This window comes from Streptomyces sp. NPDC020379, assembly GCF_044387105.1.
Lineage (GTDB): Bacteria > Actinomycetota > Actinomycetes > Streptomycetales > Streptomycetaceae > Streptomyces.
In genome coordinates, this window is record NZ_JBIRVR010000013.1 from 133868 (window position 1) to 152077 (window position 18210).

Sequence of the window (18210 nt, forward strand, 5' to 3'; positions counted from 1 at the left end):
CCGGGCCGGGCGTCCGGCCGTCCCCCGGGGAGGTTCGTCAGTAGTTCGGCGTCTTGCGCAGCAGGTCCTTGCGGCCCACGATCTCGGGGACGTAGACCTGCTCGTTCCAGTCCGCTTCCGCGACCGGTTCCAGGGCGATCGAGATCACCCCTTCGTCGCACCCGAAGGTGCGCCGTACGGCGGCGGTCAGATCCGCGACCAGCGCGTCCTGCTGCTGCTCGGTGAGCGGTGCGGGAAAGTGCTTGAGGTTAATGTGCGGCATAGTTCTCCTGCTCCCTCCCGGCGCGCAGCCGGTGGCCGACGCGGTCGGTGAGTTCGGCGATGTCGGGGTCCTTGAGCAGGCTGTAGTGATCGGCTTCGAGCTCGATCACGGTCGGCTCCGTCGCGGAATATCCGCTGCTGTTCTCGATGAACGAGTAGTCGTCGCCGCGCGCCTTGAAGATGGTGACCGGGGCGTCGAGGCGGCGCTCGGCCAGCTCGTGGAAGGCGTACTCGAAGGAGTACGTCCGGTGCACGATCCTGGTGACCCGGCGCACGAGTTCGGGGTCGAGACCCTCGAAGTTCTCGCTGATGAACGCCGCGAAACTCGCGTCGTCGTGCGCGACCTCCAGGCATTTCTCCAGCAGCGGCCCGGAGACGGCGGCCGCGAAGACGGAGAAGAGGATCGTCACATACGCCTTGTTGGCATAGGTGGCCTCCCTGCGGGGCTCGGCCGTCCGCACCTTCGGATTGCCGGGGGCGATGAGGAAGAGGTTCTCGACCCGCTCGCCCGCCTGCTCCAGCTGGTACGCGGTCTCAAAGGCGACGCGGGCCCCGAAGGAATATCCCCAGAGGGTGTACGGGCCTTCGGGCTGCTGCCGCCGGATCTCCTCGATGTCGGCGGCGGCCATCTCCCTGATCGTGTCGTACGGCCTCTCGCCGGGGTTGATGCCGTGTGCCTGCACGCCGTAGAAGGGCCGGCCGGTCTCCGCCCGGCCGGCCAGCAGCCGCAGGTTCATGGTGTAGCCGCCGAGACCGGGCCAGCAGAAGACGGGGCTGAGGGAGCCCTTGCGCCGCAGCCGCACCAGGCGGGAGGACGTCCCCGTGTGCGCGCCGTCGACCCTGCGCGCCAGCTTTTCGACGGTCGGGGACTCGAAGAGCACCTGGAGCGGCAGCGAGCAGCCGAATTCCCGGTTGATCCTGTTGATGAGCGCCACCGCGATGAGCGAATTGCCGCCGGCCTCGAAGAAGTCGTCCCGCACCGATACGGAGTCCCGCTTCATGCCCTTCTGCCAGAGCTCGCCGATCCGCTTCTCCGTCCCGGTGCGCGGGGCGATGAAGGGCCGGTCCGCGAGCTCCACGTCCCGCTCGGCCAGGGCTTTGAAGTCGACCTTGCCATTGGCGGTGTGCGGCATCCGGTCCAGGACCAGGACGCGGTTGGGCATCATGTAGTCCGGCAGGAAATTGCTCAGGTCGTCCCGGATCAGCTCGGCCGGGCCCTTCATGTGGACGGTGTCCTCCTTCATTCCCCGCCCGCGCAGCTGCTCCTCGCTCACGCGGCCGCCGACGAAGAAATAGGAGGGGCCCGATTCCTGGCCGCTCGCCTTCAGGATCGCGTCGATCCTCTTGGCCGACGGGAGGGGATTGCCGGTCTTGGAGCTGTAGCCGGAGGACATGAAGCCGAGGCCGGCGTCGTTCATCTCCAGCCGCTGGAGGACGCGGCCGAGGTCGATGTAGCTCCGCCAGTCCTCGGGGGTGCGGCCGATCAGGGTGAGGCCGATGCTCGCCCGCTCGTAGACCTGCTGGTTGATGGCGATGACGTGCTTCTTCAGCACCAGTTCACCGGAGATCCGCTCCAGGTCACCGTCGCGGTAGCGGTACTGCCCGGCCGGGAGGTCCGCGACCTTTCCGGGGTGGGCCTGCACATAGATGTCGAGGAGGTCGTCGGGGCGGGGCACGGCCCGCCCGGATATCTCGTACGTCCCCAGGTAGTAGTCCTCCTCCGCGCACTCCAGGTGCTCGCGGACGGAGGGCGTGAATTCCAGGTCCTGGATGTTCAGGCCGTGGGCGGGGAGGATCTCCTCGAAGAGGCCGACCATGTGGCCGGTCTCGATCTCCAGGACTTCCTGGATGTTGTTCTTGTAGACCGGCTCGACGGCCCGCTTCTTCCCCATGAAGTGGACCTTGATCCGGGGGGTGCCGCTCGTGGCGCCCGCGCGGATCAGCACCAGTCGGTGGTGCACGGGGTGGTAGTAGTGGAAACCGGGCTCGATCCCGGCGATTCCGGAGAGTTCGAGATACATCTGCGTCGCGTACAGCGAGCCCGGCGAGGCGTAGCCGTATTTCGGCAGCAGCCGCTCCTCGCTGGGGTACTGCCCGAAGTACCGCAGGATCTCCCCGAATTCGGCGAGGGAAAGGTCCTCCAGGTCGCGCGGGGCGCCTCCGGTGACCTTTCTGCCGAGCAGCCGGAGGATGTCGGCCTTCCCGACCGGGCCGCCCTCGTAGAAGCGGTAGGTCTTGCGGGCGAAGACCAGCTCCTGCTGTCCGGGGGTCGGGCTCGCGCCCGGCAGGGTGGCGGCCGGCTTGCCGTCGAGCTCTTCGGCATCCCGGCAACCCGCGTTCGAGAGCTGGGCCTTGACCTGGAGCTTGTTCTTCTTGGACTGATGGTGGGCACCGTGATTGCCCTGGTCCATCAGAGCGGCTTCCTTCGGGTTGAGCTCGATGAAGGAGATGAGGTTCTGGAAGCCGGTGCGGGGGTCCTTCTTCACGATGACCGCGGCGTTCTTCACCCAGTCGTGGGTCTCGATCGCCAGCTTGATCTCGTCCAGCTCGACGCGGAATCCCCGGAGCTTGACCTGGTTGTCGGTTCGCCCCGCGAACTGCACCGTGCCGTCGGCGTTCCAGTATGCGAGGTCACCCGTGCGGTAGAGCTTTCCGCCCGTGCCGCCGTTCGCCAGGGGGTGGTCGATGAAGCGGTCGGCGGTCAGGTCCGGCCGGTGCAGATATCCGCGCGCCAGCTGCACACCACCGATGTAGAGCTCGCCGATCTCCCCCGCGGCCACCGGCGAGCGCTGCTCGTCCAGGATGAAATAGTGCGTGCCGTGCACCGGCGCACCGATCGATATCGCGTGCGGCCCCTCCTTGACGGTGTCCCGGTCCACTGTGAACGCCGAGGAGTTGATGGTGCATTCGGTCGGCCCGTAGACGTTGATCAGGTCGCAGCCCGGCATGGTGTCCAGGCACTCCACCGCGAGGTTCCTGGTCAGCGCCTCGCCCCCGCTGAAGATCTGGGTCAGGGACGCGCAGGTGTGCAGCTCCTCGGTGTCGAGGAGGGCCTGGAGCAGGGTCGGGACGCACTGGAGCGTGGTGATCCCGTGCCGGACGACGGTCTCGACGATCCGCTCGGGGTCGCGGTAGACGCCGGGGTCGCCCATGACGACCTTGGCTCCGCAGGCCGGGGCGAGGATCTCCCACTGCGCCGCGTCGAAGCTCATGGGCGTCTTCTGCAGCACGGTCTTCGTCCGGTCGATGCCGTGCACCTCGCGCAGCCAGCGCATCTGGCTGACGATGCTGCGGTGCTCGATCATCACACCCTTGGGCTTTCCGGTGCTGCCGGAGGTGTAGATGACGTACGCCAGGTCGTCCGGGCGCGGGCCGCCGCCGGGCTCTTCGTGCTCGCTCTCCGGGCGCGGGGCCGCGGCCGACTCGACGTCCCGCAGGGTGACGATCCGGGTTCCGCCCGGGGCGAGTTCGGCCAGCCGGGCGGTGAGGTGTTCCTGACAGAAGATGACCTGGGTGCCGGTGTCCTCGATCATGTACCGCAGGCGCTCTTCGGGATACTCCGGCGAGAGCGGCAGATAGGCGCTCCCGGCGAACAGGACACCCCAGGCGCCGATCATCAGCTCCATCGACGGCTCGACGAACAGGCCGACGCACGTGTCCGCGGCCGCGCCCAGTCTTCGCAGGTGGTCCGCCAGGCCGGAGCCGCGTGTCACCAGCTCGCGATAGGTGAGGGTGTCGTCCGCCTGGACAACGGCGATGCCGTCGGGCTGCTGCTGCGCCTGTTCCCGGAGCAGGTCGGGGAGGCAGTCGGTGAGGCGACCGGCTCCGGTGAATGCGTGGTCCATTTCGCTGAACTCCTTAGTGACCGGGCTGTTCTCGCCGGTCAGGCCAGGCAGGATCAAGAGCTTCGGGCAGCCCGCCCCGCCGCGCCGGATCCGCGTACGGCCGTACGGGATCCGCGCGTGAAGGGAGCGCGCCCCGCCGGGCGCGGGGCGTGCCGGAGCCCGGCCGCGCCACGGCGCGCGGGCGAAGGCACGACGAAGGACGGCCCGAGGCGGGCACCGGACGTGCCGCACGACGGCACCCGGGGCCCCGGGGCCCGGCGGACACGGCACCTGCCGCCGTCGGCACCGATGGCGACGGCGCCCGGAGCGGGCTGGGCGGGCAACTACGTGGAATGAGACAGGAGTTGAACGAATGGAAGCCGGCAAAGGTCCCTCATGCCGTCCCCAGGCAACACCCTTGCGGTGACGATCGCGGGCACCCGGCATCCACTCCCGGAGCGACCCTCGTCAGAAATTGCGGCGCCGAACGCATTCATCGGAATCGGCGCTCGATCACCATGTTTTCCGAGCGTCATGAATGTGCGCGAATTAACGCTGCGGCGCCATCAGCGCGCGGCGACTCGTTTGCGATCCATAACGGATCCATCCCCCCATGTATAGAGCAACTGACCGGACGGACAGCTCAGCCGACGGGATCCTGGCCTCCGAACGGAGGGCCGGGTTCCGCTCGCTTCTCGTCGCGAACCGGTGTGCTGATCCTCTGGGTTGCCCGGCCGCGTGTCAAGAGTTGTCCACTACCACTCTTCCGGCCTTCGCGAAGCCGTAACAGCTGATCAAGCCGGTCGCGGGCGAGCCTCCACCGGACCACACGCGACCCGTGGTAACACCTGGGGCCGGAGTGGGGCGAGTGAGGTAAAGCCCGGCCGTATTCCAAGTGTCCTTAAAACATTTGACGGTCACTTGACGGCAATCTTTACGGTCGGATATCGCTCCGCCCCGGGCACCCCGACGCGAATCCGAATCACCACCCGCACCGGCCTCCGGCGGACCGTCGCGAACAACTCCCTTGATAAAGCGGAGGATTGATTATTGCTTGACCCCGCCAGCCGCTCATGAATTCCCGGGGCATGCGTCAACTCGCGGGCCCGGCAGGGCCGTCCGGCCCCTGACCCCCGCCACCCGCCGTCCCCGGCCCGCCTCAGGGTCGGCTCCGGGTCTTCTGGGGGCGATCCCGGATGATCAGGGCTCACGCGGCCGACAGCATGGAGCCATGAACTTCTCCCTGCCCCGCCGCGCCCTGGTCGGCGCCTGTGTCGCCGGCGCGCTGCTGACGACCGCCGTCCTTCCCGCGAGCGGCGCCGCGGCCGCCTCCCCCACGGTCCCGCCCCTCGACACCAAGGCCCTGCGCGCCGCGATCTCCGATCTTCAGCACCCGCAGGCCACCGCGGCCCAGCTGCGGGTGAGCGGCTCGGCCGGGCAGTGGTACGGCACGTCCGGCAAGGCCGACCTCCGCACCGGCCAGGCGGTCCGGGCGGACGACCGGTTCCGGATCGGCAGCATCACCAAGGTCTTCGTCGCCACCACCGTGCTCCAGCTGGCCGCCGAGCACCGCGTCGACCTCGACACCCCCGTCCAGCACTATCTGCCCGGCCTGCTGCCGAAGGACTACGCCCCGATCACCGTCGGCCAGCTGCTGAACCACACGAGCGGCCTCCCCGGCGCGACCGGCCCGGGGGTGCCGGACATGTCGACGCCGGAGGACGTCCTGAAGCACCGGGACGACCGGTGGACGCCCGAGCGGCTCGTCGCCGTGTCGACCCGCGCGCCGCTGAAGTTCACGCCGGGCACGCGGCAGGAGTACCGCGGGATCAACTACGTGCTGGCCGCGATGCTCGTCGAAAAGGTGACGGGCCACGCGTACGGCAAGGAGATCGACGCCCGCGTCCTGCGGCCGCTCGGGCTGCGGAACACCTCCGTCCCCGGCGACGACCCCAAGATTCACGGGCCGCATGTGCACGGCTACTTGGCGATGTCCGACGGCACCCTGAAGGACGCCACCGACTTCAACCAGTCGGAGGCGTGGGGCGAGGGCGAGATGATCTCCACCACCGGCGATCTGGACCGCTTCATCTCCGCGCTGTTCTCCGGCAAGCTGCTCCCCGAGCCCGCCCTGGACAAGATGTTCACCTTGCCGTCCCCGGATGTGCGGATGACGGACGGCTCCCCCGCCTCGTACAGCATGGGACTGCAATCGGTCACCGTGAACGGGATCACCTTCTGGGGCAAGACCGGTGAGCGGTGGGGCTACAACTCGGCGATGGTCTCCACCAAGGACGGCCGGCGCCGCGCGGAGTTCTCCTTCAACCCCACGCACCGCGACAAGAGCCAGACGCAGATGACGCTGCGGATAGCCGACGCGCTCACCAAGAAGGCGCCCGGGCGGCACTGATCCACAAGCGCCCCCGCCGCTCCCGGCGTCAACGGCCCGCCCGCAAGATCCGGCTCCCGGGGTCGGCGGCCGTCGGCGTGCCGGGGGGCGGCGGTGCGAGGTTGTGTGGGAAGACTGGGGCATGAGCAGCGCTGCCAGAGCATTCCTCGAAGGTGGGCCGGACGAACTGCCCGAGCGGGTGGTGCCGATCACGCCGCCGGGCTCCGAGCTGAAGATCCCGTTCCGTGGCGGGTACGAGCACTTCAAGGTCACGTCTCGGCACCGGGATTCCGAGCAGGGCCGCCTGGTCGTCTACGAGTGGTGGGAGCGCACGGAGATCGCGGAGTAGCCGCCTCCGCACACCCGCGGGACGGCCCCGGTGATCGAACACCGCAGCGATAGACTCGCGGAGCCCACCGGGGCCGTCCCGGGGTGAGGGAGGCCCGTGGTGACCGGTGGGAGCGAGAAGTGGCGTGAGAAGCAGGTCGCGCTGCGCGTCCTGGTCTACGTCTTCGTCTCCCATCTCTTCGCGGGCTTCATCATGCTGCTCTTCTACCTCGGCGGCCACGCCGACAAGTGAGCGTCCCCACGGGGCGTGGGAGCGCACCGCGCGCCCTCCCCGGGGTGATCATCGGGGCATGGACATCACCCTTCACCTCGCCCAGCGGCCCGAGGCCGACGAACTGCTCGGCCGGAGCCCGCTCGCCGCGCTGACCGGCATGCTGCTGGACCAGCAGATCCCCATGGAGTGGGCGTTCTCCGGTCCGTACACCATCGCCCGGCGCCTGGGCCGCGACGACCTGGACGCGTACGAGATCGCCGCCCACGACCCGGAGGCGTTCGTCGCGCTGCTCTCGGAGAAGCCGGCGGTGCACCGCTACCCGGGGTCGATGGCCAAGCGGATCCAGCAGCTCTGCCAGTACCTCGTCGAGCACTACGGCGGTGACGCGAGCGCCGTGTGGAGCGGTGTGGGCAGCGGCGCGGAGCTGCTGGAGCGGCTGAAGGAGCTGCCCGGCTTCGGCGAGCAGAAGGCCCGGATCTTCCTCGCGCTGCTCGGCAAGCGGCTGGGCGTGACGCCGGAGGGCTGGCGCGAGGCGGCCGGGGCCTACGGCGAGGAGGGCTCCTACCGCTCGGTGGCCGACATCACCGGGCCCGAGTCGCTCGCCAAGGTGCGGGCGCACAAGCAGGAGATGAAGCGGGCGGCCAAGGCGGCCGCCGCCAAGAAGCCCGCGAAGACGGCGCGGGCACCCAAGAAGTGATATCCGGCTTCATACCCGTCTGGGCCGTGACGGCGCTCGGCTGGGCCGCCGGCCGGTCCGGCGTCCTCGGCCCGCACGCCCAAGGCGTGCTCGGGCGCTTCGCGTTCACGTTCGCCATGCCCGCGCTGCTCTTCCTCACCCTCTCCGCGGCGCCGGTGGGCGCGGTCGCCGACCCGGGCGTGGCGGTGTTCGCGATCAGCCTGCTGACGGTGTTCGGCACGGGCCTGCTGCTCTCCCGTACGGCCTTCCGGACGCGCCCGGCCGACGGGGCCGTCAGCGCGATGGCGGCGTCCTATGTGAACTCGGCCAACCTCGGGATCCCGGTCGCGGTGAGCGTGCTGGGCGACACCACGTTCATCGCCACGGCGGCGGTGTTCCAGATGCTGTTCGTCACCCCGCTGATCATGGTGCTGATCGATCTGGACGTGCACCGGGGCGTACGCGGCCAGTGGCGCCGCCTCGCCCAACTGCCGCTGCGCAACCCGGTGGTGGGCGCCTCGGCGGCCGGTGTCGTGGTCGCCGCGCTCGGCCTGCGGCTGCCCGCCGAGGTGCTCCAGCCGATCCGTACGGTCGGCGGCGCGGGGGTGCCCGCGGCGCTGTTCGCGCTCGGGATGTCCCTGAACACCAGGGTGTCGCTGGACGCCAAGGGCGTCACCGAGCGGCTGACCCTCGTCTCGCTCAAGGTGGTGGCGCAGCCGCTGATCGCGTACACGGTCGGCCGCTGGGCGTTCGGGCTCGGCGGGCACGCGCTGTTCGCCGTGGTGCTCTGCGCCGGGCTGCCCACGGCGCAGAACGCCTTCGTCTACGCCGGTGAGTACCGGCTGCGCACCGACGTGCCCAGGGACGTGGTCCTGTGGTCGACCCTGCTGTCCGTGGTCACGCTCTCGCTGATCGCCTGGCTGCTGCGGTGAGGCGGCGGCTCAGCGCACGAGGCGGGTGACGGCCCGCAGCCCGGGGGCGCGCTCGCGCAGCCGCCCGAGGAGGTCGTCGGCCGCCGCGTCGAGCTCCTCGAAGGTCAGCGGGTCGAGCCGTTCGAACAGGAAGAGCGCGGAGGTCGTCGTCTCCGTGATCCGGGTGCGGACGCACTGGCGGTGGTTCCAGCGGCGGCAGGTGACGCCGAGGTCGTCGCACCACACGACCTCGCCGGGCTCCGGGTGTTCGACCGCGGGCCCGCCGCTCGCCACCGTGTCGAAGCGCTCCTCGCCCGAGGCGCGCACCAGGCGCGGTGCGCCCTCGTACGCGCCGAGGTCCTCGCCGCCGACCGGCAGGCGGTGGGTGACGGAGACGGCGTTGTAGACGTCGACGAGGAGGTTGACCTCGGGCAGCCCGGCGGGCGCCCGGCGGATCAGGGCCTCGGCGCTGTTGCGGGTGCGGCCGGGCTTGGCGCCGAACGCGGAGTACGCCTGCCGCCAGGCGGCGATGTGCGGCTCGGCCGTGGCCTCCAGGCCGCCGGCGGTCCCGGCGGCCTCTTCGAGGAGGCCGCGCGACCAGGCGTCGGTCGGGCCCGTCGGCAGCCCGTCCGCCGCGATCACCAGGACGGCGAAGTCGGGCCGCAGGGCGCGCACCGCGTCGTCCACCCGCACGCTCCCGGCCACCGCGTCGAGATCCACTGTCATGCCGCCCTCCCGTTGGTCATTTCACTGCACTCGACGGTAACACCGACCGACCGGAAGCCGAAGTTGCGGGAAGATGGGCGGCATGAGCCCCGACCGCACGCCCGCCGACGACCGCTCCGTCCGGGAGGACGACCGGTCCGTCATGGAGGCCGTCGCCGCCCGCGCCCGCGCGCTGCGCAAGGAACGGGGCTGGAGCCTCGACACCCTCGCCGGGCGCGCGCACGTCAGCAAGGGCATGCTCGTCGCGCTGGAGAACGCCCGCTCCAACCCCAACCTCGCCACCCTGATCCGGCTCTGCGACGCCTTCGGGGTGCCCCTGACCGAGCTGCTCCAGCAGCCCGCCGCGCCCCTGCTCCAGCCGTCGCCGCCCGACGACCAGCCCGTGCTGTGGAGCGGCCCGGACGGCGGCGCGGGCACCCTGGTCACCGGCGCCACGCAGCCGGTCGGCGGCGAGCTGTGGCACTGGCGGCTCGCGCCCGGCGAGGAGCACCACAGCGAGGCCCACCTCGCGGGGACGGTGGAGCTCCTGCACGTCCTCGACGGCACGCTGACCGTCACCGTCGGCGGCCAGGAGGCGGTCCTGCCCCCGGGCCACGGGCTGCGCATGGCCGGCGACCGCCCGCACTCCTACGCCAACCGGGGGACGGCCACCGTCGCGTACACAGGCGTCGTGCTCGTGCCACCGAACAGCTGACCACCGCCGGAACCGGTTATTTCCGGACGCCCGCACGGACTTCACTCCGGTATGCGGCCGATTGTCGCCTTCGCACTCCCGCGCCGTGGCTGCGCCGGGGACCGCTGGCCCGGTAGGCTTTCCGTGTGATCTTCAAGCGCATCGGAAACGGGCGGCCGTACCCCGACCACGGCCGGGAGAGCACCCGGCAGTGGGCGGACGTCGCCCCCCGCCCGGTGCGGCTCGACCAGTTGGTGACCACCAAGCAGCAGCTCGACCTGGAGACCCTCCTCGCGGAGGACTCCACCTTCTACGGCGATCTCTTCGCCCACGTCGTGAAGTGGCAGGGCGACCTCTATCTGGAGGACGGTCTGCACCGCGCCGTGCGCGCCGCGCTCCAGCAGCGCCAGGTGCTCCACGCGCGCGTGCTCGAACTGGGCTGAGGCCCCCGGCCCGACCGATCAGGCGACAGGTCAACACCCGTACGGGCGGCCCCGAATGGCGCCTGTGTCCGGCCGTTGTTCGGCCTTTCGGGTTGGCGTGCGCGAACCCGTTGATCATCTAGTAGGCAGCGGCTCCGCCCCGCACTACGCTGCGCCCATGAGCATGCTGACGCCTCCCGGCATGGGCGGAAAGTACCGCATCACGGGCCATCGCTTCCCGCACATGCGCCGCCCCAGAAATCGCCGCAGGATCGTGCTCGCCGCCGTCTCCGTCGCCGCCGCGCTCGCACTGGCCGGCTGGGGGACGCTCCAGCTCGTGGACGTCTTCTCCGGTGGGGGCGACACCACGACCCAGGCGGCACACGGCAAGGGCGGCCAGAGCACCAAGCACGGGAAGGGCGACTGCAAGGCGGCCCCGGCCGAGGAGGCGGACGCCCCCAAGCCACTGCCCAGGCCCGACGAGATCACCGTCAACGTCTACAACGCCACGCCGCGCGGCGGACTCGCCAAGATCACCGCGGATGAGCTCAAGAGGCGCGGCTTCAAGATCGGCAAGGTGGGGAACGCCCCCGAGCTCTATGACAAGAAGGTCGGCGGTGTGGGGCTGCTGCTGGGTGCCCCGGAGATCGCCGACGGCTCGCTCAAGGTGCTCGGCACTCAGCTGGGCGGCACGGAGGTCAAGAACGACCAGCGCACGGGCGAGGACGTCGACCTGATCCTCGGCGCCGAGTACAAGGAGCTCGCCTCGAAGCAGGACGCGGACCGGGCGCTCACCGAGATGGGCGGCGAGCCGGCCTCGGAGGCTCCGTCGCAGGAGGCGTCGCCGTCACCTTCGCGGCCCCCGTCCTCGAAGGCGGCGGCACCGGCACCCGCCAAGTGCTGACCGCTCACCGCCCGGCGCGGTGAACGGCCGGGGCCGTCCGCCGCCTGCGGCGGGCGGCCCTTTTGGGCCCCGGACGGCGGCAGGGGCCCGGGGGAACGTCCTCGGGCTCCGCGGACGGGCCGGAAGGCAGCCTCTCGTCCGCCGGACCAAGCCCGTCCGGCGTTCGAGGATGACCGCTCCGCTCACCGGGGAGAAACACCTGAGGCCGGCCGGTCCCGAAGGACCGGCCGGCCTCAGTGCGTCACGGGCGCCCTCGCGGGGCCCTTCGTTCTTCGCCGGGGGCGTCAGCCCGCCGTGCCGTACATGCGGTCGCCCGCGTCGCCCAGGCCCGGGACGATGTAGCCGTCCTCGTTCAGCCGCTCGTCGACGGAGGCGGTGACCACGGTCACCGGCGCACCGGCGAGCTCGCGCTCCATGACCTCGACGCCCTCGGGGGCGGCCAGCAGGGTGATCGCGGTGACGTCGTCCGCACCGCGCTCGATCAGCTCGTTGATCGCCGCGACCAGCGTGCCGCCGGTGGCGAGCATCGGGTCCAGCACATAGACCTGGCGGCCCGAGAGGTCGTCCGGCATCCGGGTCGCGTACGTCTCCGCCTTGAGGGTCTCCTCGTTGCGGATCATGCCGAGGAAGCCGACCTCGGCCGTCGGCAGCAGCCGGACCATGCCGTCGAGCATGCCCAGCCCGGCCCGCAGGATCGGCACCACCAGGGGGCGGGGGTGGGACAGCTTGACGCCGGTGGTCGCCGTGACCGGGGACTCGATCGCCACCTGCTCCGTGCGCACGTCGCGCGTGGCCTCGTACGCGAGCAGGGTGACCAGCTCGTCGGCGAGACGCCGGAAGGTGGGAGAGTCCGTGCGCTTGTCGCGCAGCGTGGTGAGTTTGTGCGCCACCAGCGGGTGGTCGACGACGTGGATCCGCATGACATCGACATTAACCGAGCTTTCGGGCGCCAGCTCCCGCGCGGTCGGCGGCAGCGCCCGCGCGGAGCCCTCCGGCAGTCTGTCGCAGCACTGGCATCAAACCACCACTTAGGGGGAAAGTGGGCACGTACGCCCGGTCTGCCACACCGGGCGAGACCCTCGGCGCGAGGTGGTGCTGCCCATGGCTGACCGCGAGATCCGCGAGAATCCAGACACCACGGACACGGCGGGCACGGCGGGCGACCCGGACACCCCGGGCGCACCGTACGGCCCCGAGACGAAGGGGAGCGGCCCCGGCGGTCGCCCCGGGGATCCGGGTCCACCGGAGGACGAGAGCGACACGGAGCGCCGGCGCAGACGGGCGCAGTTCCTCCGCGAGCTCAACGAGGCGAAGGAACTGCGCGACCGGGTGCAGCCGCGCCGGGCGCGGGCCGCCCGGATGCGCCAGCAGATGCGGATGCGGACCTTCCGCTGGTGAGCCGCCCGCGGGCCGCCAGGGCCCCGCCCCGCCGGTGCCGGGCGCGACACGCCCGTACCCGGGACGCCCGTACGGAGCCCACGTGAGGCACATCTCTTCGGACTGCTGCACGACGCAGCGCGGAAGACCTCTCGCAACGGCCGGGTTTCTGCCACGATTCCGAGTGGGCGGGGTGGTCCCCGTCCGGCCCGGCACCGCCTATGACCAGTGGGAGAGTCACGGTGTACTTCGCCGCACTGCTCGCGCGCACCGAAGACGGGTGGCAAGCGAGCGACACAGAACTCGACAACGTGGAAAGCCTGTCCGACCTCGCCGACCTGGCCCGTGAGTCCTCGGTCGACGACGACACGGTCCTGGTGCTCATCGAGCAGGAGGACTCCTGGTTCGGTGTCGTCCGGGTGGACGGCGAGGACGACCCCCGGGTCTACCTCTCCGACGCCGCGGCCGCCCGCCGCAACGCCTACGGCTCGATGCTCACCGACGAGCTGCTCGGCCGCGACGACGCCGAGGGCGACCTGGGCAGCCTCCCGGACCTCGACGGCACGGAGGACGGCGAGCCCGAGCCGGAGGAGGACGAGGCCGACGCCCCGGACGCCGCCCGCCCGGTGCCCGCCGGACCGCTGGGCGACCACCTGATCCTCGACGACCTCGGGGTGGGCTCGAAGGAGCTGCGCTCCTTCGACGGGGACGCGCTGAGCGGCATCGCGGACGCCCTCGGCTGCACCGAGGTCCTGGAGGCCGTGCGCTGACGCACACTGGTGCGATGAACGAAGCCGTCGCCGGCCGGTCCGGCCACCGGAGCGATTCCGTACCCGCCCCCGACCCCGTACGGGATCCCTGGCTGCTCCCGATGCGGGCCGCCCTGGCGGAGGCCGCGCTGGCCCCCGGCACCGGTGACGTGCCGGTGGGCGCCGTCGTCCTGGCCCCGGACGGCTCCGTCATCGGCCGCGGCCGCAACGAGCGCGAGGCCACCGGCGACCCGACGGGCCACGCCGAGGTGCTCGCCATCCGCGACGCCGCGCGGGCCGTCGGCGAGTGGCGGCTGTCCGGCTGCACCCTCGTGGTGACCCTCGAACCGTGCACGATGTGCGCGGGCGCGATCGTCCTCTCCCGCCTGGACCGCGTCGTCTACGGCGCGGTCGACGAGAAGGCGGGCGCGGCCGGCTCCCTCTGGGACGTCGTCCGCGACCGCCGTCTCAACCACCGCCCGGAGGTCGTCACGGGTGTCCTCGCGGAGGACTGCGCGGCCCTCCTCACGGACTTCTTCCGCACCCGCTGACCCGCGGCGGAGCCCCTCCCGGGCCCTCGGACGGCAGGCGATTTCAGAGCACGGCCCCACGTCCGCTAAGCTCTCTCTCGGTAGCGTGTCCGAGCGGCCTAAGGAGCACGCCTCGAAAGCGTGTGTGGGGGCAACTCCACCGTGGGTTCAAATCCCACCGCTACCGCTTCAGGGAAACCGCCTCTGACCTGCAAAAACAGGTCAGAGGCGGTTTTTCGTTGCCCATCTTTGCAACACGTTTTGCAACACGGAACCCTCCTACGCTGGTTGGCATGGCATCGATACGGCATCGTCAGACCGCCAGCGGCGAGGACAGATATCGGGTCCTCTGGCGTGAGGGCGGCACACGCAACGGCAAGGGGCAGGGCGAAGACTTCTACGACCGCACCAGCGCCGAGAGGTTCCGCGACCTCGTCAACGGTCACGGACAGCAATGGCCGACCGGGTGGGTCAAAGGCGTGGGGTTCGCGGCACCCGAACCCGAGGAAGAGGCGCCCGCCATCCCCGCGGAGCACATGTTCCGGCCGTTCGCCCGCCACTACATCGAGCACTTGACTGGCATATCAGACCAAACGCGTAGCAACTACTACAAGTTCGTAGACAGCCACATGGTCCCGTGGTTCCGGGACCTCACCGTCCAGGGAGACACCGAGGTCTCGATCGGGCGCGACCACATCAGCCAGTGGGTCAACGACCTGAGCAAGGGCAGGAGTGGGCCACACCACGACACCGGCGTGAAGCGCCGGAAGTACGCGGCCAAGACGGTACGGAATCAGCACGGCTTGTTGTTCGGCATCCTTCAGTCAGCGGTCGACGCGGACAAGCCGCTACGCGCGTCGAACCCGTGCATCCACACCCGTCTACCCGAAGACGATCACACGGCCGACGACAAGGTGTTCCTGGAACGCGAGGAATACGCGATCATCCGCAGGCATCTCGCAGCGGACGCCGTGGACCTTGTCCACGCCAAGGTCACCACCGGCCTGCGCTGGGGTGAGATCGCGGCCCTACAGGTCCGGGACATCGTTCTCGTGGGTGAGCGGCCCAGGCTGTCTGTACAGCGCGCCTGGAAGCGCGGGGACCACGGCAAGTTCCTCGGCCCTCCCAAGACGAAGAAGAGCCGCCGCACGATCATCCTCAGCCCCGAACAGGTCCGGCTGTTCCGCCGGGCCTGCGCCGGGAAGAAGACCACGGACTTCCTGTTCACCGCCCCCGAGGGCGGCGCCTGGGACTCCGGGGGCTTCTGGAACCAGCGATGGGCCCCCGCCCTCAAGGCCGCCGCCGACGACGGACTCACCAAACGGCCGCGCCTCCACGACCTGCGCCACACCCACGCATCATGGCTGATCGCCCGTAAGGTCCCGCTTCCCGCCATCCAGGCGAGATTGGGACACGAGAGCATCACCACCACAGTGGACCGCTACGGTCACCTGCTCGCGGTCCTAGACGAGGAGATCATCGCCGCCGTCGAGTGGAGCATGGAAGAACACTCCCTCGCCGCATAGGCGAATCCGGCCCGGGATGGGCAGTCCGCAGTGTGACGTCCTCCCCGGGCGCAGGTACACCGATGCCCCCACGACCTCGCGGCCATGGGGGCATCGGCGCATGCCGTCAGGCAGCTCGCCCGAAGCCCGGGGCGTCGACGTAGCGCTCGCACTCATCGGCCGGCACCACAGCCATGAGGCGGTAACTGGTATCACGCAGGAGCGGGAAGGCAAGGAAGATGACTTCAAATTCCCGGTCATGGTGGTGCGGAAGGTAGACGCGCCGACGTGATCCGTCGGGGTGGATGTTGCGCAGCCCCTCTTCCTCGTAGATGCGCCGCGCGTCGTCGTCCTCCCGAACTTTGGCCCCACGACTTCCCGCAGCCGCTCGTGATCGGGGTTGTTGTGCATGGCCAGGTGAAGCTGGGCCGCCATCGGGATGGCCCAGGACGTTTCCCAGTCGATGAGCTGAAGGCGCGCCTCCGGCTGGGTCAGGGCCCAGAGCATGACGTTGACGCCGTGCGCCATCCACCGCCACTGTTCGGCCGCCGCCTTGTTGTAGATAGGGATGTCCCAGCCCTGGTCGGACACGTAGCAGGGGTAAGGCTGCATATGGATGAACCGCGCGAGCGCGGGGTCGATGATGCTCGTGTCCACTCGCGGCCCGGCCGGCGGGTTGCGCTTCACGGTGTACGTGTAGAGGGTGTGCCGCTCATCGTCGCTGAGCTCAAGCACTCGCGCGATACCGTCCAGGAAGGCGTCACTGTACGGCGTTGGGACACCCCGCTCCAGGTTGCTGTACCAGCGCGAGGAAAAGCCGATGAGCCGACTGACGTCGTCCTGAGTCAGGCTGCGCCGACTCCTGCGTCCGTACCGCGCGGTGAACCCAGGCAACCCCTCGGGGTCCACTCGGCCGCGCCACCGACGCACCATACGGCCAACAGTTACAAGGTCCCGCTCACTCACATCCGCCACGCACCTTTCATGATCGGCCACAAGTCCCAGGGGTCGCCATGCGCGCCGACGGTACACCCGTTCGACGCATCCAGAAACCGATTACCTCGCAACCCCCCGGAGGGTTCCAGGTGAGGTTATTCCGGAAGTTCCACATTCCGGAACAGTTAACTTCCGGAATAGATATGTTCCAACACAGGATCGATAAAATCAGGCAAAGTACGGACTGTCTGCACAGCACACTGACCCGCGAGGAGAAGGTCTGCATGAGCCGTTCCGTGTTCGTTACCGGTGGCAACAGAGGTATCGGTCTGGCGATAGCCAGAGCTTTCGCCGAGGCTGGCGACAGGGTCGCCATCACCTATCGGTCAGGGGAACCGCCCGCCGGGTTTCTGGCAGTGAAATGTGACATCACCGATCCGGAGCAGATTGAGCTTGCCTACAAGGAGATTGAAGAGAAGCACGGGCCCGTAGAAGTCCTCATTGCCAACGCCGGCGTGACGCGTGACCAGCTCCTGCTTCGGATGTCGGAGACAGACTTCACGGCAGTGATCGACGCCAACTTGACGGGCACCTTCCGTGTGGTGAAACGCGCATCCAAGGGGATGCTCCGGGCCCGTAAGGGGCGCATCGTCGCCGTCTCCTCCGCCGTCGCGCTGCGGGGCGAGGCGGGACAGGCGAACTACGCGGCCTCGAAGGCCGGGCTCATCGGATTCGCCCGGTCCGTCGCCCGTGAGCTGGGATCTCGGAACATCACGGTCAACGTGGTCGCCCCGGGTCTCACTGAGACGGACATGACCGGTGTACTCAGCGACGAGAGGCACGCCGAGGTGGTCGCACAGGTCCCGCTGGGGCGTGCGGCGCAGCCGAAGGAGATCGCGGCCGCGGCATGTTTCCTTGCCTCTGACGATGCCGCGTACATCACGGGCGCCGTGGTGCCCGTCGATGGCGGCGTGAGCATGGGGCACTAGCCCCAGTACGTACCAGGGCGAGGCGTGGAGCCTCTGAGGAACACAGTGCCAGGCCGCATTTCGGGCGTAGGAACCTTCACGACCCGGCACCGTGACGCGACGCGGAGTCTGCAAACCCCGCTGCCGCCAACAGGTCCGAGGCTATGCCCGGACCACACGAGAGGTGATTGTGCCATGAGGTCCCCAGCGGACCCGCCCCCCACAGATTGCACGTCCGGCAGCAGTACGGGCGAAAAAGACTTGCAACAAGCGCTGATGCGTGCGCTGAACCAGGTCGGCGCACAGCTCCATGTCGACTACACCGAAGCTGCCCGACGCCTCGGAGTCCCTGAACTCTGGTTGCGTCGAAGGATTCACGAACTTCCCCATCGCAAGATGGGCAAGCATGTGCGCTTCACTCAGGCGGACCTTGAATTGATCTCTGACATGCATTCCATCCGTCCTAGTAATGGGTCAGTAATGCACATCGTCGAGGCTCGGTCCGAGTCGCTGGCCGATCTGAAGCCGGTCGCGCATGCGCGCCGCCGCGCCGCGTAGCGCCCTTCCCTTCCTCCTTCCCTTGCCATACCGCACGCCTACCGTGCCGCAGCACAGCCCATTAGACCTGCCCGGGGAGATTTGGCATGACCGATTGCCCACCCATACCAGTTACTTGCCCTGACGGCGGTGCCGCATGAGTGCGTGGATCACCGTCGGATTCCTTCTCACTGGCGGCGTGGCGGTGGCGTGGCTGGTCCACACCGACGGCGTACCCGGTAGCCGTCGGCGCGGCCGTC

19 protein-coding genes and 1 tRNA gene are annotated in these 18210 nt (G+C 69.6%); 15 read left to right on the forward strand and 5 right to left on the reverse strand.

Annotation, left to right across the window (positions count from 1 at the left end):
* Nucleotides 1–37 precede the first annotated feature (37 nt).
* Together pptA and ACH427_RS18915 are read right to left on the reverse strand one after the other, a co-directional pair.
* Nucleotides 38–262, reverse strand: a complete 225-nt coding sequence (gene pptA / locus ACH427_RS18910) for a tautomerase PptA (protein WP_398870635.1) — start codon at nucleotides 260–262, stop codon at nucleotides 38–40.
* Nucleotides 249–4106 carry an amino acid adenylation domain-containing protein gene (locus ACH427_RS18915; protein WP_398870636.1) on the reverse strand — a complete coding sequence of 1286 codons (3858 nt, stop codon included), beginning with the start codon at nucleotides 4104–4106 and terminating at the stop codon, nucleotides 249–251. The genes pptA and ACH427_RS18915 overlap by 14 nt, the downstream gene beginning before the upstream one ends.
* A gap of 1210 nt (nucleotides 4107–5316) precedes the next feature.
* On the opposite strand from ACH427_RS18915, the gene ACH427_RS18920 reads away from it, so the two are divergent.
* From ACH427_RS18920 to ACH427_RS18940, 5 genes are all read left to right on the forward strand, one after another.
* Nucleotides 5317–6495, forward strand: a complete 1179-nt coding sequence (locus tag ACH427_RS18920; protein WP_398870637.1) for a serine hydrolase domain-containing protein — start codon at nucleotides 5317–5319, stop codon at nucleotides 6493–6495.
* A 121-nt stretch (nucleotides 6496–6616) separates the two neighbouring features.
* On the forward strand, nucleotides 6617–6823 hold the full coding sequence (locus ACH427_RS18925) for a DUF5988 family protein (protein ID WP_398870638.1): 207 nt from the start codon (nucleotides 6617–6619) through the stop codon (nucleotides 6821–6823).
* A 99-nt stretch (nucleotides 6824–6922) separates the two neighbouring features.
* Nucleotides 6923–7054, forward strand: a complete 132-nt coding sequence (locus ACH427_RS18930) for a DUF6126 family protein (protein WP_398870639.1) — start codon at nucleotides 6923–6925, stop codon at nucleotides 7052–7054.
* Nucleotides 7055–7112: 58 nt separating this feature from the next.
* Nucleotides 7113–7733 (forward strand): HhH-GPD-type base excision DNA repair protein, encoded by a 621-nt coding sequence (locus ACH427_RS18935; protein ID WP_398870640.1) that lies wholly within the window; start codon nucleotides 7113–7115, stop codon nucleotides 7731–7733.
* Nucleotides 7730–8644, forward strand: coding sequence for an AEC family transporter (locus ACH427_RS18940; protein WP_398870641.1), 915 nt, complete (start codon nucleotides 7730–7732; stop codon nucleotides 8642–8644). The genes ACH427_RS18935 and ACH427_RS18940 overlap by 4 nt, the downstream gene beginning before the upstream one ends.
* A 9-nt stretch (nucleotides 8645–8653) precedes the next feature.
* Here ACH427_RS18940 and ACH427_RS18945 read toward each other — a convergent pair whose 3' ends face one another.
* Nucleotides 8654–9349: a B3/4 domain-containing protein gene (locus ACH427_RS18945; protein WP_398870642.1), complete on the reverse strand. Its 696-nt coding sequence runs from the start codon at nucleotides 9347–9349 to the stop codon at nucleotides 8654–8656.
* Between the two features lie 82 nt (nucleotides 9350–9431).
* Between ACH427_RS18945 and ACH427_RS18950 the strand changes: the two genes are divergently transcribed.
* From ACH427_RS18950 to ACH427_RS18960, 3 genes are all read left to right on the forward strand, one after another.
* Nucleotides 9432–10043, forward strand: a complete 612-nt coding sequence (locus ACH427_RS18950; RefSeq protein WP_398870643.1) for a helix-turn-helix domain-containing protein — start codon at nucleotides 9432–9434, stop codon at nucleotides 10041–10043.
* 125 nt (nucleotides 10044–10168) lie between these two features.
* Nucleotides 10169–10465 (forward strand): type II toxin-antitoxin system VapB family antitoxin, encoded by a 297-nt coding sequence (locus tag ACH427_RS18955; protein WP_003986294.1) that lies wholly within the window; start codon nucleotides 10169–10171, stop codon nucleotides 10463–10465.
* Nucleotides 10466–10622: 157 nt separating this feature from the next.
* Nucleotides 10623–11348, forward strand: coding sequence for a LytR C-terminal domain-containing protein (locus ACH427_RS18960; protein WP_398870644.1), 726 nt, complete (start codon nucleotides 10623–10625; stop codon nucleotides 11346–11348).
* Nucleotides 11349–11632: 284 nt separating this feature from the next.
* Here ACH427_RS18960 and upp read toward each other — a convergent pair whose 3' ends face one another.
* Nucleotides 11633–12268, reverse strand: a complete 636-nt coding sequence (gene upp, locus ACH427_RS18965; RefSeq protein ID WP_361533952.1) for a uracil phosphoribosyltransferase — start codon at nucleotides 12266–12268, stop codon at nucleotides 11633–11635.
* Between the two features lie 181 nt (nucleotides 12269–12449).
* On the opposite strand from upp, the gene ACH427_RS18970 reads away from it, so the two are divergent.
* The 5 genes from ACH427_RS18970 to ACH427_RS18990 all read left to right on the forward strand — a co-directional run bounded on the left by ACH427_RS18970 (nucleotide 12450) and on the right by ACH427_RS18990 (nucleotide 15530).
* Entirely contained in the window at nucleotides 12450–12746 is a 297-nt protein-coding gene (locus ACH427_RS18970; RefSeq protein ID WP_398870645.1) for a hypothetical protein, read from the forward strand.
* Between the two features lie 221 nt (nucleotides 12747–12967).
* Nucleotides 12968–13495 (forward strand): hypothetical protein, encoded by a 528-nt coding sequence (locus tag ACH427_RS18975; protein WP_398870646.1) that lies wholly within the window; start codon nucleotides 12968–12970, stop codon nucleotides 13493–13495.
* 14 nt (nucleotides 13496–13509) lie between these two features.
* Nucleotides 13510–14025 carry a tRNA adenosine(34) deaminase TadA gene (gene tadA / locus ACH427_RS18980; protein ID WP_398870647.1) on the forward strand — a complete coding sequence of 172 codons (516 nt, stop codon included), beginning with the start codon at nucleotides 13510–13512 and terminating at the stop codon, nucleotides 14023–14025.
* Nucleotides 14026–14104: 79 nt separating this feature from the next.
* A tRNA-Ser gene (locus ACH427_RS18985) sits at nucleotides 14105–14191 on the forward strand.
* A gap of 106 nt (nucleotides 14192–14297) precedes the next feature.
* Nucleotides 14298–15530: a tyrosine-type recombinase/integrase gene (locus tag ACH427_RS18990; RefSeq protein ID WP_398870648.1), complete on the forward strand. Its 1233-nt coding sequence runs from the start codon at nucleotides 14298–14300 to the stop codon at nucleotides 15528–15530.
* Here the strand turns inward: ACH427_RS18990 and ACH427_RS18995 are convergent.
* Entirely contained in the window at nucleotides 15468–16418 is a 951-nt protein-coding gene (locus ACH427_RS18995) for a helix-turn-helix domain-containing protein (protein ID WP_398870649.1), read from the reverse strand. The two genes, ACH427_RS18990 and ACH427_RS18995, sit on opposite strands and share 63 nt — an antisense overlap.
* A 311-nt stretch (nucleotides 16419–16729) precedes the next feature.
* Between ACH427_RS18995 and ACH427_RS19000 the strand changes: the two genes are divergently transcribed.
* The gene (locus tag ACH427_RS19000; protein ID WP_398870705.1) at nucleotides 16730–17434 is read left to right on the forward strand and encodes a beta-ketoacyl-ACP reductase; all 705 of its coding nucleotides are present in this window, start codon (nucleotides 16730–16732) and stop codon (nucleotides 17432–17434) included.
* Nucleotides 17435–17689: 255 nt separating this feature from the next.
* Nucleotides 17690–17971 (forward strand): DNA-binding protein, encoded by a 282-nt coding sequence (locus ACH427_RS19005; protein WP_398870650.1) that lies wholly within the window; start codon nucleotides 17690–17692, stop codon nucleotides 17969–17971.
* Nucleotides 17972–18210 lie beyond the last annotated feature (239 nt).

Coding starts and splice junctions, on each gene's coding strand:
- pptA (WP_398870635.1), bottom strand. CDS start 262: ATGCCGCACATTAACCTCAAGCACTTTCCCGCACCGCTCACCGAGCAG.
- ACH427_RS18915 (WP_398870636.1), bottom strand. CDS start 4,106: ATGGACCACGCATTCACCGGAGCCGGTCGCCTCACCGACTGCCTCCCC.
- ACH427_RS18920 (WP_398870637.1), top strand. CDS start 5,317: ATGAACTTCTCCCTGCCCCGCCGCGCCCTGGTCGGCGCCTGTGTCGCC.
- ACH427_RS18925 (WP_398870638.1), top strand. CDS start 6,617: ATGAGCAGCGCTGCCAGAGCATTCCTCGAAGGTGGGCCGGACGAACTG.
- ACH427_RS18935 (WP_398870640.1), top strand. CDS start 7,113: ATGGACATCACCCTTCACCTCGCCCAGCGGCCCGAGGCCGACGAACTG.
- ACH427_RS18945 (WP_398870642.1), bottom strand. CDS start 9,349: ATGACAGTGGATCTCGACGCGGTGGCCGGGAGCGTGCGGGTGGACGAC.
- ACH427_RS18950 (WP_398870643.1), top strand. CDS start 9,432: ATGAGCCCCGACCGCACGCCCGCCGACGACCGCTCCGTCCGGGAGGAC.
- ACH427_RS18960 (WP_398870644.1), top strand. CDS start 10,623: ATGAGCATGCTGACGCCTCCCGGCATGGGCGGAAAGTACCGCATCACG.
- upp (WP_361533952.1), bottom strand. CDS start 12,268: ATGCGGATCCACGTCGTCGACCACCCGCTGGTGGCGCACAAACTCACC.
- ACH427_RS18970 (WP_398870645.1), top strand. CDS start 12,450: ATGGCTGACCGCGAGATCCGCGAGAATCCAGACACCACGGACACGGCG.
- tadA (WP_398870647.1), top strand. CDS start 13,510: ATGAACGAAGCCGTCGCCGGCCGGTCCGGCCACCGGAGCGATTCCGTA.
- ACH427_RS18990 (WP_398870648.1), top strand. CDS start 14,298: ATGGCATCGATACGGCATCGTCAGACCGCCAGCGGCGAGGACAGATAT.
- ACH427_RS19000 (WP_398870705.1), top strand. CDS start 16,730: ATGAGCCGTTCCGTGTTCGTTACCGGTGGCAACAGAGGTATCGGTCTG.
- ACH427_RS19005 (WP_398870650.1), top strand. CDS start 17,690: ATGCGTGCGCTGAACCAGGTCGGCGCACAGCTCCATGTCGACTACACC.